The following is an 18,184-nucleotide window of genomic DNA, read 5'->3' as shown; positions in this document are numbered from 1 at the left end:
ATTCAAAACCTTAAAAAATACGGGGCTCAAATGATCGGTATCGTCGGCATTATCACTATCTTTGTCATGGTCTTTGGCGGCTATCTTGCAGCTGGTGGGAAAATGGGAATTATCCTAAAATCTCTCCCATTTGAGTTTACTATGATTGGTGGCGCTGCTGCGGGTGCGTTTCTGATAAGTAACGATCTTCCAGCAGTTAAACATACCCTGAAAGACGTAGGTAAAGTCTTCAAGGGGGCAAAATGGAAGCATGAGGACTATAGAGACCTCCTTTGCCTTTTGTTTGAGCTTGTCCGGCTAGCTCGACAAAATCCTATCGAAATAGAGCCGCACATTGAGAGCCCCCAAGAATCTACGATATTCTCAAAATATCCTAAAATCTTAACTGATTCCGAGGCCATCGCAATGATATGTGATACAATGCGTTCTGCTTCAATGAACTATGATGATCCTCATCAGGTTGAGGAGGTGTTAGAGAAGCGCATGGAGGCAAACCTGGAGCATTCTTTACATTCCAGTCACGCATTACAAACAGTTGCGGATGGGCTACCAGCATTAGGAATTGTCGCCGCTGTTTTGGGGGTGATCAAGACGATGGCATCGATCGATCAGCCGCCCGAGATACTTGGGAAGCTTATTGGCGGTGCACTTGTCGGAACCTTTCTAGGAGTATTTCTTGCGTATGGCTTAGTGGGACCTTTCGCAGCCAAGGTCGCAGACGTTACGAAAGAGGACGGCCATTTTTACAATTTGATAAGGGAAGTCCTTGTCGCAAACCTACACAATCACGCAACAAATATATGTATAGAAGTCGGCCGCCAGAACACACCCTCGCACTGCCGACCATCATTCTCTGAACTCGAAGAGGCAATCAAGTCATTAAAGCAGGGGGGAGGATGATGCGTTTTAATCTAACACTGGTCATGATTATGTTCACAATAACACCGATTGTGGCGGCGGGAGCGCCTTTACCAGTTAAAACTGGCGATCATGCTTCCTTTACACGCTTGGTTATTTTGGCAAACGATGGGGTCGAATGGGAAGCTCGAAGAGATTCCGATAAAGTCATCATTCGGATCGAGAGCAACACAGATGGCTTTGATATTAGTGAAGCTTTTGATCGAATCGGAAAGGGAAGGATGAACGCCATCATCGCTACCGACGATACATTGGAAATAGGAGTTAATTGCGATTGCTATATATCAAACTTTCTCGATTCAGATAGAAATATTGTAATAGACATCTCTGACGCAGGAACATCGATTTTGGGAAGGCTTCTTGAAACGCATACTCCAAAGTTGGAAGTCGAAGTTGTCGACCAGGAAAAAGAAAAAAGAGACAGATCTCTCGGAACACAAGAATTTCCGACGGTGAAAGCAACACCAGATCTTGCGAGTTTTCAAAAACGCCTATTGGTAAATATGGGGCAGCTTGGAACAGCAAGCATTTTGGTTCCAGACAAAACAATACACGGTGGGTTAGATCGCCAGACTGCCAAAATAGATCCGGCTAAGTCGCGGAATGTTTTCGAGATTGAGAATAGTAATATATTCCTCCCAAATTTTATAGAGCACTCGGTAGAAGGCCGGAAAGCAGATGCCAAATCAAAGCCATGCGTCAAGGATAAAAGTTTATCTTTCAAGATGTCAGTCGATAATGAGTTCGATCTACTTTCTTTGCCCGAGCTGGCTAAATTTACGGATGACGCTGGGAATATTGATCAACGTATTGCTACGGCCTATGCGAAAAAGCTGATAGGTTTAGGGTTAGGCGCTGAGGCAAAGCAGGCGATAGAGTTGATTAAAGAAAAAACAACTGAAGTTCTTATCCTGTCGGTAATTGGAGATATTTTGGAAAACGGCAGCAGTGAAAACATGGGTTTGATTGATGAAAATGATGAATGCATCAGTGATTTAATATTCTGGAATATCATTGGGGGTACCAAGACGGACCATATTTCTGATGAAAAACTGCATAAATCGTTAATATACTTTAATGATCTTTCGTCTGTCCTCCGAAGATACCTTTTCCAGCCCTTTCTAGATGGGCTGAATCGACTAGGAAGATCAGACGCGGTGCCAGTTGTCTTGGACACCCTCGCTCGAGTGAAGCCTAGTCAAAGCACAGAGATAAAATTGGAGGAGCTCAGGTATCAGCTGAATCAGAATGAGCCAAATGAGGCCAGAAATATTCTTGACGATATTACAGCTGGAAGCCAAATAGATACACCTAAGGACTTTGTTTCTATAATGAGTGCAAAGTCAATTTTGAAGCGGGAAGTCTTAGAATCAGATATTGTCAAATTGGAGTCCTTAATATTTGAGGAGGCTAATCTGGAGATGCGCGAGAATTTGCAAGAAGAAAAGTTTTTTGCTTTGATATCGAAGGGCATGTTTTTGGATGCACTAAATACTCTAGACGAAATGGGCAGTCCGAAAAATCTTTTTTTATATGAAGGCTTGATCAAGAGCGTAACTCTGAATGGTATTGATAGTATTCTCTTGGAAGTGACATCGGCCATGTCAAAGAGGGAACTGAACAGTATAAAACCGGCGACCAAGAAATTGCTTGAAGATAGATTGGAGAAAATTTGGCTTTCTAAAACGCCGCAATTTATCACCGCAGATCCGATAGAGGATGGCCCAATTGGCGTGCCACCATTGAGCCAACGAGCAGATAGCGTTACTGATGGTGGTGTTGGGGCTCAGCAAAATGACACCGACCTAGTTGAAGGCCGTGGTCAGGGTCAAACTGGGTTGGAGGAGACAGTAAGTTTAATGCCTGAGAAGGAAACTAAAAGCATTGGGCGTGCGAGAGAAATTCTTGCTGAAAGTAGCTTAAGAAGGATCGAGCTAGAGAATTATCTCAATAGATAAGAATTCAAATGCGAAAAGTTCTTGTGTCCGAGCTTCATTTTTAGATGACTGTTGCTGGAATATTAGTAGTTGCAGGTGGAGGTGCCTTTAGCAGGAGCCATAGCGCATCCTGATTCTTTAAGATGCCATCTCCTTCTCCCAATCTGACTGTGCGAGTTGCCGCTGGTCTTATGATCGCCTAGACAAGGTGGCTAACCTGTTTGTGATTTTGGACGTGCTGTTGCTTGCCCGAAAGTATCAGATCGTGCGGCGGTTTCATGTATTACCTGTTTGGCGCAGGCAAAGCATGCCGCAGAAAAGGCTGACATCCAAATTATGTTTACCAAGAAACTTTTATCACTATTTTTTGGCGAATTGTCAGCCTTGATCAGAATGGATGTTGGCCTTGGGCCTGGGTTTGCGCCGCCAAATAACACTCAATAGTCCCTGCAGCGCAAGTTCCGTCGTCGTGCGCGACTGCATTGACCAAGCCACAACACATCCTTAGGAAAAATAGATCACAACAGCAAGATGTGACCAACCCACATGGTTTTGGAAGTAAGCGATGTCGGCCACCCAAATCCGATCAGCTGCGTCGACCTCGAATTGCCGATCCAGCGTGTTTTCAGCGATGACAGCTGGTTTGCCGCCATATCGGCCAGGCCGACGTTTATAGACTATTTGAGCTCCTATGCCTGCCGAGCTGGCTAAACGCGCAACGCGGTTGTCTGAGCAGGTCTTGTCCCGATTCAATAAATCGTTGTGCAGCTTGCGGTATCGATAGATTTTTCCGCTGTCAGCTCATGTTTGCTGGATTAGGCCTGTCTGGCGGGCATCATCTTTCGCACGCGGACTCAACAGTTCCTTAAGCCATGCGCGAAGCCGCTGAAATGTACAGCCAGAACGCGACTCATTACCCAAATCGAGCACTCGACCCGATGTGCTCATATAAAAGCATATCTCACTGAGACTCGCGGGCGAAGTATGCGAGACCCGTTTCTAAGATATTGCGTTGCTCTGTCACACATTTCATTGACCCGCTTAATCTCGGCAGCCTGCTCCAACGTGTTTGTCCTGATGCCCGATGTGTTCTCAAGCAGATCTGTCCAAGTGTATGACGACCCCAGACGCTCAGCCACTTAGCTGACTAAATAACCATGCTCAACAGCTTGTACCACGGTGCCATGCTTGAACTCGTCCGTAAACCGTATTCCTTTGTTCATATCTGTCTCTCGTGGGCTCCAAAACTACCAAGAAAAACGTCTACCGGTCTTGGGAAGCCGCAGTCCTAATTTGCCCGACCACCTCACGCAGGAGGAATTGTGTAATGCATGGCGGAGGTGAGAACCCAAACTGAATTAGTGTTTTCACGCCTTTCAGGCATCATCTTATTCAACCGCTATTTAGCTACAGTAATTTGATCTGCCTGAAAAATATTGCTGTTGGCCCAGGCCAGATACCACATCGGGCAGCAACGATGCCGGCGCTGAGGGCGGCATGCATCAGCTGGCCAAAGGCGATAACCATTGCAAACCTCTCCACCGATTGATGTGGGAGAAGGCTCCAATATAAAAACACGCCGGTGAGAAAGCATAGATTAAGGGTGAGGGCCAATGCGTCCATTCCTTTTAATGCAAGAATATCTTCATAGGTCCCGAACAAAGCCTTAGCAGAATACCGGGCGACGGACCAAAAGATCACAACCAAAAAGACTTTTTGGTGTGCTTCAAATAGGGGGGCTATTAGCTTTCCGGCGGCCAAAACTCCCATAGCACCCCCTGAGCCGATAAAGAAAATTGCGAGGTTGAGGCGGGCTGCCAGGGCATCAATGGAATATTTCACGTTATTTTTATTTGAATATCTAGGCGCACCTATAAGAATTCGACCGAATGAAGATAGGCCAAGGACAATGCTGAATGCCAACCCTCTCGCAATCAAGTATACCGCGACTTCCTCAATCTCAAAGATAAATGCGATAATCAACAGGTCAACGTTTCGACAAATGTATAATACTGGATCTACATCCCTTTTTGTCTTTTGAATGCTGGAGATTTTTTCAGTTTTCGCATCTCTTAGATAACTCTTGCGCATGAGGAATGTGAGAGCGGCTATCAATAATACACCAGCAGTCATTTTTACAGACGCCTGTTCAATATAAAAGCGTGACCCTAGTGGTAATGGTGTTGCCAGCAATGCATAGATCATGAAGCGAGGTTTTATCAAAATACAATAGAAAAGATTCGTAATAAAACGACCGTTTATCTTTATGTAAACGAGGAGCACTGTGATCAACACATATATCAATATGGAAAAATCATAATCGCGAAATCCTGCAATTAGGCTCCAAGAGTTTGACAGCATAACGAATACAATTAGAAGTGCCATAATCCACAATAAGATGAAGTCAAAATCAGAAGCCTTGGGTGAATATTTATTCTCCACATTTGCGCGGCACCAGCATGAAAGTATAATAGGGATTGAAGAGGAAATTTCAGCCATACAGAGTATAAGTAATACGATGCCAATTTCTCTTAGGCCGGCTTCAAGAAGAATAGAAGTCGAAAGTACTATAAACCCACTCCCGTTCAATACCTTAGAAAGGCCGTCCCGCCATCCTGACCGGCTGCTGAGAGGTGAGTACCCCTTATCGCCCATTTCGTGCCGATTAGAAGCAGTCACGTTTGTTCCAATCCAAAGACAGCTGCACCCCGGGATAGGGAGCAGGTGATTGAATTCGAGTTAGTTCAGGAGCATGAATCTTGAGATAATGATAAACTTTGAGTGCCAAAAATTTTTGGGATACTTAAATTACTTTGGTGTTAAATGGTCTATCATATCCATTGACTGGGATTCTCGCCGAACTTCAGGATATTCTATTTCTTGAGATGTCTGATGAATTTGGATCAAACCCTAAAGGGTTTCAGTACCGTAACTACTCTAAAGTAGATGCAAACCTTATTGCTGTATCACCTCAAACTCGACGACTTGGGTCCGCTGGATAGGTATGAAATTATCGTCCGCTATCAGCGTGATAAAGGTCTTCCCTTGTGCATCCTGCCAGACCGAGATTGCTTCGAGATTATCGAAGCGGGACGGCAGCGTTTGCAGTAAAAGCTGTTCGCCCAATTCCGGTTTGCTTAGGTCAAAGCGCCGGATCTGGCTGCGAAAGCCAAGCAGAGTGATTGTTCTCTCCAGCATGTAAAACAACCCGTCGGGTCCGAAGTCCGCGCCAACGGGAAGGAAAGGACCCTTTTTAGGGATTCGCGCGGCCAAAGACCAACCCGCATCACCATAAGAAAAAAGCGGAAAAAAGTCGGCATCACTCTGCTCGGGTAGGGTGAACAGCGTGCCGCCAGAAGTGATAGCGAGCGCCTCAAGACCCGAGTTCTCGTTGAGAAATTCAAAGTCAAGACTGTTTGGGACAGGGGTCGTTATACCGTTCCCGACATTGACCGTGGCAAGACGATGCTGCCCTTCAAAGCTTACATATACGGAACCGTCTGGGCCGATCGCCAATCCTTCAGAATCGATAAAGGGTTTGGACAACCGTTTTCCGGTGGAGTTATGCAAAGCCACTTCATGGTCAATTTCTATGCGAGTTAATAGGCTACCCTCGCGCTTCAGGACTGCTTCGATCACGTGGCCACGATCCGTGATGGCAGTCATATGCTGGCCGCCACTACTGACTTCCACACCAGAAATGCCACCAAACCAGCGGGCTTTTTCGCTCCAGACCATCTCAGATCTTAGGACAAGCGGCGACGGCCCATCGCCTGCCAATGCGGCAGCGGCCAGACCTAACATTAGGAAGCTAATTAGGATTTTCAGTTGGCTTCCAATACAGACTGGCATTGCGCCGGGAGGTCGGCCAACACAAGTTCGCGCTTGGGCTTTCTTTTGGGTGCATTTGGATTCGGCGGTGGTGGGTTCAGGATATTGGCTTGCCACTGACGCGCATCTGCGCAGCCGTCTCCGGACGGAGGTGGTGCTTGGTCTACACAGCCGCGCGCACCTTTCGGACAGCTTAGCCGCACATGGAAATGGTAGTGATGACCGTACCATGGGCGAATTTTGTTCAACCAGCTCCGGTCACCCTTTTCGTCATTGCACATCTGTACTTTGGCACCGGGAAATACAAAAATGCGCGCAACCCGAGGGTCAGATGCCGCAGCTTTGAGGATTTCGTGGTGTTGACGGGTCCAGCTGCTGTTGACGTAGGCACCGCTTGATTTGCGCATTGAGATGGACGAGATGCTTTCGCGTTGTGCGCGGCTAAGCCCAAGTGATTTTGGCGGCAACATCCAGATATCTGCATCAAGCCCCATCTGGTGACTGGCATGACCGGTCAGCATTGGCCCGCCACGTGGCTGGCTCATGTCACCGACATAAATGCCGTTCCATCCAGGTTGGAGGGCCGCCTTTGCGCTAAGTTTTTTGATAAAATCAATCGTTTCTGGGTGGGCCCAGTTGCGGTTGCGCGACAGTCGCATGGCCTGCCAGGTCGGTCCGGTTTCGGGCAGTTCCTGCGCCCCGGCGACGCATCCCTTTGCATAACTGCCATAGGCAGACGGAACCTGTGCCGAGGGGGCAGATTTCGCACCAAACAGTTTTTTGGCTTGTACGTTACTCAGGGCACCACCGGATGATCCAATTGTCGGCAGAACTTTCGAAGCGCCGGGGTTGGGCTTTGTAGCGGAGCCGCCGCAGGCAATAAGCGATAGGGAAAGAACAGTGCAGACAAGCAGGCGAGACAAGATCATTTTGCGAAATCTCCGTTCGGTTTCACCCATATTAACAGAACCAGACCGATAATGAACAGCCCTGCTACGGGTGTGATGCCCAATCTTTGACTGCCAGTCAGATCCGTTGTGATTGCGATCAACGCGGGGGCGATAAAGGACGTAGCTTTGCCCGACAGCGCATAAAGGCCGAAGGCTTCGGTCATCCGGTCAGGGTTGCCCTGCCGGGTCAACATGTTGCGCGACGATGCCTGCAAGGTGCCCCCGGCGGCCCCGATCAAAGCACCTGCCAGATAGAACATAATGTCGGGCAGGCTAGATCCTTCTTGAACAGGAAACCAGAATACCGAAGTGGGCGTAAGCGAAATGATCAGGAAAGAGGTGCCCGTCAGAATAATGCAGCAGGCGATAATGACCGGCATCGGTCCGACAGTGCGATCCACACGCCCACCGACCCAGCAAAAAATCGACCCTGAAATCAAGCTCAGTATTCCAAAAATTCCGATTTCGGTAATCGACCAGTTCAGCACGCCAAGCGCATATATGCCGCCAAAGGTGTACATTCCGTTCAATGCATCCCGATAGAACATCGATGATCCCAGATAGGCCAGCAAAGAGGGATGGCGCGGCAGATTTTTCAGCGTGCGCATCAGATCAGCAAGTCCTTTGCCTATTTCATAGCGCGCGGCATCGGGCTTTGGCGTATCGCGAATAAAGAGGAAAAACGGGATCATAAAGACCGCGTACCAAATCGCAGATAGTGGGCCAACAATACGGGTATCTGCCTTGGTCGCGGGGTCGAGCCCGAACAAGGGTTCCAGACCCGCCATTGTGCGGCCGTTACTGCCTGCTTGGAACAGGGCGATCATGATAATCAGCGCCGCAAGCCCACCGACATATCCAAATGCCCAGCCAGACCCAGACAAGCGCCCGCGTTCGTCCGGGTCGGGATCAAGTTCCGGCAGGTAGGAATTCGTGAAGATCGTCGCAAACTCCATCCCGATCAGCCCGATCCCGAAAAAGAACAAGGCCCAAAGGATCGAGAAATCTTGCGGTGCAGTCCACCAAAGTGCGCCCGATCCCACCACATAAAACGCTGAGAACAGCCAGATCCAGGGCATGCGTTTGCCCGATGAATCTGCAATCGCACCCAAAGTAGGGGCTAATATCGCGATCAAGATACCCGCGAGCGTAAGGCCGTACCCCCAATAGGCCTGCGCCTGTGCCTTTGCGGCGGCAAGGTCCATGCCACTGTCGACCAGCGCCGCGGTCGCGGTCTGTGCAAAATAGGGGCCGAAAATAAAGGTAAGCAAAAGTGTATTGAATGGCTGGCTGGCCCAGTCAAAAAAGTACCAACCCCATATCTTTTTCCGCGCTGAAATTTTCGACACATTTTCCCCCTTTATCTGGTTTGACGCTAAAGCAGTGCCATATTCGGACGCAAGGCATGGTTTGTTGAGGATCTGCGGTTGCCTACTTTATTTTGTAGTAATGTCGCTTGGAATGCTTGTGGGTTAATTCATCGGGAATTATTAAAGGGTCCGGTAAGTTTACGACAAGGTTGATATTATAATGATCCGACTGCTTTATTTCAGTACCGCTCGCGCGTCCCTATCCACCTCTGATGTCACGGATATTGTGACGCTTTCGCAAAAAAAGAATGCGGAACGCGGCGTGACCGGGGCATTGGCCTTCAACGGTAGGAATTTCTGTCAACTGCTTGAGGGTGATGAACAGGTGGTGCGTGGTCTTGTTCAGGACATTGAAAAGGATCAACGCCACAGTGGGTTCAAAATTATTGACGAAAAGGCTATCGATACACGGCACTTTGCCGACTGGTCGATGTTGTTTGTCGATGAGCTTGATTTTTCAACAGTGATTAACGCAATGCAGGCCTGAGGCAGTTCAAATTTGAAGGTTTGAAAGGGCTGCGGCGCGCGGCTGCCTCTTGTTCTTTGGTGGCGTTATGCTTACCTGCGGACAAAGAAATGAAAGGCCTGTTCATGACGTCGATTTTCCAAATTCTGATGCTATTGTTGAATATCGTGTGGTTCATCATCATTGCGCATGTGATCATGAGTTGGTTAATCAATTTTCAGGTACTCAATCTGCGCCAGCCTTTGGTCGCGCAAATCTGGGACGGGCTGAATCGTTTGCTTGAACCTGTGTACAGTCGGGTACGCCGCTTTTTGCCGCAAATGGGCGGACTTGATTTGGCACCGTTGGTTGTGCTGATATCGGTGGCTATCTTGCGAATCCTTTTAGTTAACAACGCTGCAATGTTTTACTGATCGACCCTTCGGGGAGGATATTTGGTAAGCCAGAGAAGTAGAGGCCAAGAGAAGCGGGGGATTGTCCCTGCGACCTGAGTGTGGGATTCTGCCGCTGTCGAGCAAATAGATGTTAGGTTTCCCATGTCAGGCGCTGCCACGTTACTTCGTGATGTCTTTGGGTTTGATGGCTTTCGCCCTGGGCAGCAAGAGATCGTCGAGGCAGTCACCGCAGGCGAAAACGTGCTTGCGATCATGCCGACCGGCGGCGGTAAATCTTTGTGTTTTCAGATGCCTGCGTTGCTTCGCGGCGGTGTGACGGTTGTTATCTCGCCGTTGATTGCATTGATGCGAGATCAGGTGCGAGCCTTGCAAGAATTGGGTGTCGGGGCGGGGGCGCTGACCTCTGGCAATACACCCGAAGAAACTGACGCCGTTTGGGAGGGGCTTGAGGCTGGAACGCTGAAGCTTTTGTACATGGCTCCCGAGCGGCTGGCTGCGGGATCTGTGACAGGGATGCTCAGGCGGGTTGGTGTGTCGATGATCGCTGTTGATGAGGCCCATTGCGTAAGCCAGTGGGGCCATGATTTCAGGCCGGATTATTTGCGCATCGGCGAATTGCGACGGGCGTTGGATGTGCCGTTGGCAGCCTTTACCGCCACTGCAGATGCGGAAACGCAGGTCGAGATTGTTCAGAAATTGTTTGACGGGGTGGCACCGCGGTCGTTTCTGCGGGGGTTTGACAGGCCAAATATTCATCTGGCCTTTGCGGCCAAGAATTCGCCACGGGCGCAGATCCTGAATTTCGCCGGGGCCCGTAAGGGGCAATCTGGCATCGTCTATTGCGGGACGCGGGCCAAGACCGAAGGGCTTGCCAAGGCCTTGCGGGACGATGGGCATGTCGCGCTGCATTATCACGGCGGGATGGAGGCCGATGATCGCCGGATCGCAGAACGTCGTTTCCAGCAAGAGGACGGGCTGATCGTGGTCGCTACGGTTGCCTTTGGGATGGGCATCGACAAGCCGGATATCAGGTGGGTTGCCCATGCTGATTTGCCCAAGTCAATTGAAGCATATTACCAGGAGATCGGGCGCGCCGGGCGCGACGGCGCACCTGCCGAGACACTGACCCTGTTTGGACCCGATGACATACGTCTGCGCCGCAGTCAGATCGACGAAGGTCTTGCCCCGCCAGAGCGTCGCGCGGCAGACCATGCGCGGTTGAACGCATTGTTGGGGTTGGCCGAAGCGCTGGAATGCCGTCGCAAGTCGTTGTTAGGGTATTTTGACGAAACGGACATCACCTGCGGGCGTTGCGATTTGTGTGACTCTCCGGTTGAGGTATTTGATGGCACGACGGCTGTGCGCAAAGCCCTTTCTGCAATGTTGCGGACTGAAGAATGGTTTGGCGCAGGCCATTTGATCGACATTTTGCTGGGTAATGAAACGGACAAAATACGCGAACGCGGCCACACTGCCTTGCCGACCTATGGGGTCGGAAAAGAATACGACAAACGTCAATGGCAGGCGGTGTTTCGGCAGATGATGGGGCATGATTTGGTCCGCCCCGATGCCGAGCGTCACGGTGCCTTGCGGATGACGGATGCGGCCCTGCCGATCTTGCGCGATGAGGCGAAAATTTCTTTGCGGCGTGACAGTATTCGGGCCGCGGGCGCGCTGCGCCGTCCTGCTGTCAAATCAATGGTCAGCGAAGAAGACGCGCCCTTGCTTTCTGCTCTCAAGGCGAAGCGGCGCGGGCTTGCCGAGGCCGCCAAAGTGCCCGCTTATATCATTTTCAACGATCGCACATTGATAGAGATGGCGGAAAAGCGGCCGGAAAACCTTGACGCTATGGCGCGGATTGGCGGCGTGGGGTCGAAAAAGCTGGAAAGCTACGGCCGCGCCTTTCTTGATGTGATCAATGGTGCCTCTGCTGAAATGCACCCGACGCGGCGCAAATTGGCGGGGCGTGACGCTGGTACCGTGTATGATCGGTTGCTTGAAATTCAGGCAGAGCTGGCGCGCGGCGAAGGCGGTACTGGCAAACCGCTCAGCTGTTCTGCGTCCTTGCTTGCCAAGGTCGCGCAGATGCGCAATCCGGATAATATCGCGCTTGAGAAGCTGTTGGGGGACAAGCGCGCTGAGCGTTTTGGCCCTGCGTTTCTGGACGCTTTGCGAGAGGCTGGATGACCGCTTTCGCCTAAATTTGGAGCATGCCGTCAGGCAGTTCGATCGTAAGCGGTTTGCGCGATACTTAAGTTTGAACATATCCGAAGCCGGCGATGTTTTCTGGCATTCGGTATGCACGGGTAGCCGTGTACAAATTGGCACTGGTTGTTCTTTGCGCGGCATCATGACAGAAAGTGCAAACCGACTTGCGCGGTCTGCAACCTGATCTATCTCATCCAATATACAGTTATGACGGAGGCCGCTTGGTGCTTATTTTGTTATCCCCCGCGAAGAATGTAGATGAGAAAAGGGCGGCGGGGCACGCCGTCACGTCCCCCAGATTTCTTGCTGAAGCCGAAGAAATCGTATCGGTTGCGCGTGAGTGGTCAGAAGACGACATTAGTCAGATCATGAAAGTATCCCCTGCAATCGCCAAGCTAAATGTGGAAAGATTCGCCAATTGGACCCGGGAGGGGGACTGTGCGGCAGCTCTTTTGTTCAACGGTGACGTGTACAAGGAACTCGACTTTGGCACCCTTGATGAAAGGGGACTTTCGGCAGCGTCAAATCGTTTGCGCTTGCTTTCGGGGTTGTATGGCCTGCTTCGCCCAACCGATGCTGTCCGCGCATACCGGATGGAAATGGGGCGTAAATGCCCGGGACATCCTGCGGGCACCCTTTATAAATTTTGGGGGAGCAAGATTGCCGAGGCCGTGGCGCAAGATGCGGCGGAGCTTGGGACGGAGACCATTTTAAATCTCGCTTCAGAGGAATATGGTAAGGGTGTTGAACGGACTGCCTTGGGGGATTTGACTGTGGTCAGTCCGCGCTTTGAGGAAGACAAGGGCGGCAAGCGTAAAGTGGTCGGGATCGCGGCAAAACGGGCGCGCGGCGCGATGGCAAGATGGGTATTGCAGGACGGCATACTTGACGCCCGTGATCTTGAGGCATTTGATGTCGGCGGATACGCTTTCGACGCCGAAACCTCAAATGCCAATCAGCCTGTTTTTGTGCGTGTATCATGACATCGTATTCCTGACCGATGGACGATCCTGCCTGCGAAAGGGATTAACCTTTGCAAGCACATGTTATGGTGCTGAAGTCGCATTGTATCATGCACCATATGGTATTGCGGTTAAGGCTCATGATGTTCCCAATATGGTAAGGGACTGGCATCGGGATCAGGGTATCTGTTAGCCGACAGCTTTCATTCTCCCTTATCCGGTGGCTTGCTGGGGTGCATCTGGTTCAAGCGGCCGCGTGCCGTCTGGTTGGTTCTGCTCGATCTGGGATACGATATCTGTCTTTCTTAATGGCTTCGTTAGATAGTGATCCAACCCGGCGGCCAAAATGCTTTTGTCATCTCCGCTCATCGCGTGGGCGGTCAGCGCAACAATTGGACAGCGGAGGCCCTTTGTTTCTTCGATTTGCCGAATGGCCATACTTGCCTCTTTACCGTCCATCTTGGGCATTGAGATATCCATAAAAATCATGTCCGGGATGAAGGACTGATACAAATCAACGGCTTCTTCGCCGTTGTTTGCGATCCTCAAATCGACGTCGAGATGTTGGATCATTTTTGAGAAGACCAGTTGATTGGTCTTGTTATCTTCTGCTGCCAAGATGCGCATTTTGCGCAGGGGCGCGCTTGATTTCTTTGAAGCTATGATTTTGATATCGCTAAGTTGAGAGAACAAGTCGCTACGGGGGATCGGTTTTTTCAGAATAGCGCTGACCAAAGCCCGTGCGGGGTCGTTGTCAGCCAGACTGGTGTTCGAACTGACGATAATTATGGCCACCTCATTGTGTGCCGCACGCAAGGCGCTGGCCAGGTCGAACCCGTCCATTTCGGGCATGATATGATCGGTCAGTACAAGGTCTACGCTGTCGTCTATTTGCGCAAGCGCGTCTTGTGCTGTGTCGCAACAGGTGACTTTCAGCCCTAATTGTTCGAGTTGTTTCAAGACGATAGAACGGTTAACCGTTTCTCCTTCAACAACCATGATGTGCCGTAGGTTGCGGGGCAGGGGGGGGTGCGGTGTTGTGATCTCTCCATGTGCTTCGAGAGGTAATTGAAAGCCGAAACAAGACCCGACCTGTTCTTCTGAAGTGACCCAAATGTCCCCGTCCATCATCTGGATCAGCCGTTGGCTGATCGCGAGTCCAAGCCCAGTGCCATCGAACTTTCGATTACGTTCGTTCTCCACTTGATTGAATTCGCCAAAAATATGGCCAACCATATCTGGGGCAATGCCGATGCCTGTATCTTCGATCGCGATATTGACTTGTACATTGCCCGTCGCTTTGTCGGGAACGCCGGTGACGCGCACCAGCACATGGCCATCGCTGGTAAACTTGACGGCGTTGCCCAGCAAGTTGGTTAACACCTGACGGATTCGACCGGGATCGCCGACCAGACTTGTGGGCATGAACAGATCGTAATCCAGCGCCATCTCAAGGCTTTTTTCCCGGGCCAGCGGCTGCAACAACATAATGACCTCTTGGATCGCACGTTCAAGATCAAAAGGTTCGGGATGCAGGTCCAGCTTTTTCGCTTCGATCTTGGAGTAATCGAGAACGTCGTTGATGATCACCAACAGCGCCTCTCCCGAATTTTTGATCGTATCGACGTAAAGCCGTTGATCTTCGGTCAGAAGAGTATCGCGCAGAACATCTGCCATCCCGACGACTCCATTCATGGGGGTTCTGATTTCGTGGCTCATATTGGCCAGGAATGCAGATTTTGCGCGGTTGGCGCTTTCTGCGATGCTGTGCGCCTCTTGCAGTTGGCGTTCGTATTCGACAGTGGCCGTGATATCGAGCCCAAGCGAGACCATGTCCCCGCTGGGGCTGCGTTGGTCGATCAGCTTGATATGTTGCCCGTTCCAAAGGTTGATGACCGTCGGTTCCGGTGCCGCGTCCTGAAGCCTTTCTGTCATCAGCCGTCGCCAGCTTTTGGGGTTCAGATTTCCTGTGTTTACAATGCCTTCGTCGGTCAGAACCTGTAAGATAGTAACATAGTTCACACCGGGGCAAATGATATCAAGCCCGTCGAAAATGGCCAGATAGGCCCGGTTTGCCATGATCATTTCGTTGTTCGCGTTAAAGAACGCAAAGCCGTCTTTGATGGTTTCAATCGATTGCCAAAGCCGGCGTTCAGTCAATTCTATCTTTTCGCGCGCGGCGGTAAGGTCTGATTTTACGCGCTGGTTTTCGTCGCGGATCGTTTCGACTTGTGCCCGGGTTTCGACGATTTCATTGGTAAGACGTTGCGCGTGTTGGCCAAGCTTGCGATTGGCGGCAAATAGCTCTGCCTGCTTCAGCTCAAGCATCCGCTCAGCCGCGAGACGCCCGCGACGTTCTTGCGTCAGCTTGTCTGCCAAACTCATGCGCTGCTCCGAATCCCAGATGGTTGTTTGCGATGCCGACATTCCGCGAACGAGGTGAACAAGTGTTTAAGCCTTATAGGATGGTTGCCAGATATAGTGTGCGCATGCGACCGTACTCTGGCTAGATCGTGAAAAGGACTTGGCCCATGACCACTTTGCGCAAATTAATCCTGTGTCTCAGCGTGACGCTTGGGCTTTTAGGGCTTGGGCAACAGGCAATAGCGCAACAGGCGGTGCCGGAAGAACGATTTGTATTTACACGGAATATTGATTTCTACGGCGCGGATCTGGGCAAGCTTTTCGATACGACTTTGGCAGCCTGCGAACGTGCCTGCGCGGCCCAAAGCACCTGTGTGGCCTTTACCTTTAACACACGGTCCAACGCCTGTTTCCCGAAATCAGCGATAACCGACCAGCAGTTTTATGACGGTGCAATGTCCGCAAGGCGGGTGCGGGCTGATTTTGCGTTGCTCGGCGGCGCTGAATCCCGTGCGTCCGATCTGGCGTTTCTAGATCCCGCCGATCTAAGTGCCGCGCGTGATCTGGTTGGCGATATAGCGCGGCGGTATCCCCTTGATGGCCCTGACCTGCCCGCATCGGCTGCGTCGCTTTGGGCCACCGGGCAATTGATCGCGGGCACCGACGCGCCTGAGTACTGGGTTCAGCTTTCCCGTATTGGCCTGCGAGAAAACGAGCAGATGGCGTATCAGGACCGTATGCAATTGCGCCGCGAGGCAGTGTCCGCCGCACTCAACGCGTATCTGCGTGCCACCGACACCGGCATGCAAACCACGGCGCTGATGACGCTGGCCCAAGCACTGGAGCGCAACAATCGCGGGCGCGACATGATCCCTGTCTTGCGCTTGGCAAACACCCTTTCGCCAAGCGCCGATCTTGACGCTGCACTAGACGATGCCATCGGCAAATACGGGTTTCGCATTATTGAACATCGCGTAGACAGCGACGCAGCCGCACCGCGCATTTGTGCTGAATTTTCCGAACCACTTTTGCAGGCCGGTGTCGATTATACGCCATTCATCCGCATCGACGGGCCCGGCCTCGCGATCGAGGCGGACGGCCAGCAGATTTGCATTGATGGTGTGGATCACGGGGCACGCTACCGCGTGACGTTTCGCGCGGGCCTTCCTGCCGCAAGCGGAGAGGTGTTGAGCAAGGATATTCCCCTGACCCTTTATGTACGCGACCGTACACCGCTTGTCCGATTTGCGGGCCGTGCCTATGTCTTGCCGCGCAGTGCCGATGCTGCGCTGCCGATAGAAAGCGTGAATGTCGACCGCGTCGATCTGGTTTTGCGCAAGGTCAGTGACCGAAATCTGGTTGCGGCGATCAAAGACAATTATTTTGGCCGCCCGCTGAACCAATATGAGGGCGAAACCTTTGCCGATACAATTGCGCAGGAAATCTGGCGCGGGACCGGCGATATCCAGAACACGCTGAACGCCGATATGACGACCCGCTTGCCCCTTGGCACCGCGTTGGCAGATCAACCCGCAGGCATCTACACCCTAAGCGCTGCGGTGCCGGGCCAAGACGCCTATGAACACCCCGCGGCGATGCAGTGGTTCGTACTGTCGGATTTGGGCCTGACCACATGGGGTGGCACTGATGGTCTGGCCGTCGCGGTGCGCGGCCTGGGCGATGCGTCTGCCAAAGACGGGGTCACGCTGACGCTGATTTCCGCAGCAAACGAGGTTTTGGGGACTGCGACCGTTGATCAGAACGGATTTGCGCAATTTCCCGCAGGCCTGACGCGCGGGACGGGGTCGGCCAGCCCTGCGTTGCTGATGGCCGAGGACGGTCGTCAAGATGTGGCGTTTCTGCCTTTGACTGACCCTGCATTCGATCTGTCGGACCGTGGCGTCGAAGGCCGCAATCCAAGCCCGCCAATTGATACGTTTCTAACGACAGATCGTGGGGTCTATCGGGCTGGCGACACGATATTTGCCACTGCGTTGACCCGCGACGATCAGGCCAAAGCGCTGGATGACCTGCCGGTGACCGCCATTCTGAAACGCCCCGACGGGGTCGAATACAGCCGGATCCTAAGCCAGGACAACGTTGCAGGCGGGCATGTCTTTGCTTTGCCTCTGGGTCACGATGTGCCGCGCGGCGCGTGGCGTTTGGATATTCTGTCGGATGTGGATGGACCCGCGCTGGCCAGCCAAACCCTGCTGGTCGAAGATTTCCTGCCTGAACGGATCGACTTTGAACTTGGTCTGCCGAATGCCCCGCTGCGGTTGGGTGATACGCCCCCCTTGACCGTCGATGTTCGCTATCTGTTTGGCGCGCCCGGTGCAGGTCTTGCCGTCGAAGGCGAAGTAACTTTGCGCAGCACGCGCAGCCTTGAGGGGTGGGACGGATACCAGTTTGGCCGCTACGATACGCGCTTTGATGCGCGCACTTCGTATCTGGGCAATGCGACGACCGATGCTGCAGGTACTGCCATCATGGCATTGACCCTGCCCGAGCTTGAGGAAACCCCCGGCCAGCCCCTGATTGCCGAAGCGATCCTGCGCGTTTCCGAAGGGTCAGGCCGCCCGGTAGAGCGGCGATTGTCCAAGGCGATCGCGCCATCAGGCGCGTTGATCGGAATCAAGCCGGGCTTTGACGATGTGCTGAGCGAAGGGGCAGAAGCGACGTTCCAGATCACAGCTGTCAGTCCCGACGGCAGTGCCACTGAAATGCCCGTCCGCTGGACGCTGAACCAAGTCGAGACGCGATATCAGTGGTACCAACTTTAT

The 18,184-nt window shown here is 51.8% G+C and carries 12 protein-coding genes; 7 read left to right on the top strand and 5 right to left on the bottom strand.

All coding sequences use genetic code 11. The features are described 5' to 3' along the window. Positions 1-30: 30 nt before the first annotated feature. On the top strand, positions 31-900 hold the full coding sequence (gene motA / locus ABYT07_RS05135; RefSeq protein ID WP_372989919.1) for a flagellar motor stator protein MotA: 870 nt from the start codon (positions 31-33) through the stop codon (positions 898-900). After that, positions 897-2,876 (top strand): hypothetical protein, encoded by a 1,980-nt coding sequence (locus tag ABYT07_RS05130; RefSeq protein ID WP_372989918.1) that lies wholly within the window; start codon positions 897-899, stop codon positions 2,874-2,876. The genes motA and ABYT07_RS05130 overlap by 4 nt, the downstream gene beginning before the upstream one ends. 1,386 nt (positions 2,877-4,262) lie before the next feature. On the opposite strand, the gene ABYT07_RS05125 is transcribed toward ABYT07_RS05130, so the two are convergent. The 4 genes from ABYT07_RS05125 to ABYT07_RS05110 form a co-directional block, all read right to left on the bottom strand. After that, complete coding sequence (locus tag ABYT07_RS05125) at positions 4,263-5,534, bottom strand: hypothetical protein (protein WP_372989917.1); 1,272 nt, start codon at positions 5,532-5,534, stop codon at positions 4,263-4,265. Between the two features lie 276 nt (positions 5,535-5,810). Beyond that, the gene (locus ABYT07_RS05120; protein ID WP_372989916.1) at positions 5,811-6,593 is read right to left on the bottom strand and encodes an esterase-like activity of phytase family protein; all 783 of its coding nucleotides are present in this window, start codon (positions 6,591-6,593) and stop codon (positions 5,811-5,813) included. 86 nt (positions 6,594-6,679) lie between these two features. Further along, entirely contained in the window at positions 6,680-7,615 is a 936-nt protein-coding gene (gene mepA / locus ABYT07_RS05115; RefSeq protein WP_372989915.1) for a penicillin-insensitive murein endopeptidase, read from the bottom strand. Continuing rightward, positions 7,612-8,985, bottom strand: a complete 1,374-nt coding sequence (locus tag ABYT07_RS05110) for an MFS transporter (RefSeq protein ID WP_372989914.1) — start codon at positions 8,983-8,985, stop codon at positions 7,612-7,614. Before ABYT07_RS05110 ends, mepA begins: the two co-directional genes overlap by 4 nt. 181 nt (positions 8,986-9,166) lie before the next feature. On the opposite strand from ABYT07_RS05110, the gene ABYT07_RS05105 reads away from it, so the two are divergent. From ABYT07_RS05105 to ABYT07_RS05090, 4 genes are all read left to right on the top strand, one after another. Continuing rightward, positions 9,167-9,493, top strand: a complete 327-nt coding sequence (locus ABYT07_RS05105; protein WP_372989913.1) for a BLUF domain-containing protein — start codon at positions 9,167-9,169, stop codon at positions 9,491-9,493. A 104-nt stretch (positions 9,494-9,597) separates the two neighbouring features. Then, the gene (locus ABYT07_RS05100) at positions 9,598-9,885 is read left to right on the top strand and encodes a YggT family protein (RefSeq protein ID WP_372989933.1); all 288 of its coding nucleotides are present in this window, start codon (positions 9,598-9,600) and stop codon (positions 9,883-9,885) included. Between the two features lie 123 nt (positions 9,886-10,008). Beyond that, on the top strand, positions 10,009-12,054 hold the full coding sequence (gene recQ, locus ABYT07_RS05095; RefSeq protein WP_372989911.1) for a DNA helicase RecQ: 2,046 nt from the start codon (positions 10,009-10,011) through the stop codon (positions 12,052-12,054). Positions 12,055-12,299: 245 nt separating this feature from the next. Beyond that, complete coding sequence (locus tag ABYT07_RS05090) at positions 12,300-13,058, top strand: YaaA family protein (protein ID WP_372989932.1); 759 nt, start codon at positions 12,300-12,302, stop codon at positions 13,056-13,058. 192 nt (positions 13,059-13,250) lie between these two features. Here ABYT07_RS05090 and ABYT07_RS05085 read toward each other — a convergent pair whose 3' ends face one another. Next, entirely contained in the window at positions 13,251-15,422 is a 2,172-nt protein-coding gene (locus tag ABYT07_RS05085; protein WP_372989910.1) for a response regulator, read from the bottom strand. 146 nt (positions 15,423-15,568) lie between these two features. Here ABYT07_RS05085 and ABYT07_RS05080 point away from each other — a divergent pair. Next, a partial coding sequence (locus ABYT07_RS05080; RefSeq protein WP_372989908.1) for an MG2 domain-containing protein occupies positions 15,569-18,184 on the top strand: 2,616 nt, incomplete at its 3' end.

The sequence above is a fragment of the Sulfitobacter sp. genome, assembly GCF_041552635.1.
Taxonomy (GTDB): Bacteria; Pseudomonadota; Alphaproteobacteria; order Rhodobacterales; family Rhodobacteraceae; genus Sulfitobacter.
Note: the sequence above shows the minus strand (reverse complement) of the source record. Positions and strands in the feature narration are given on the sequence as shown.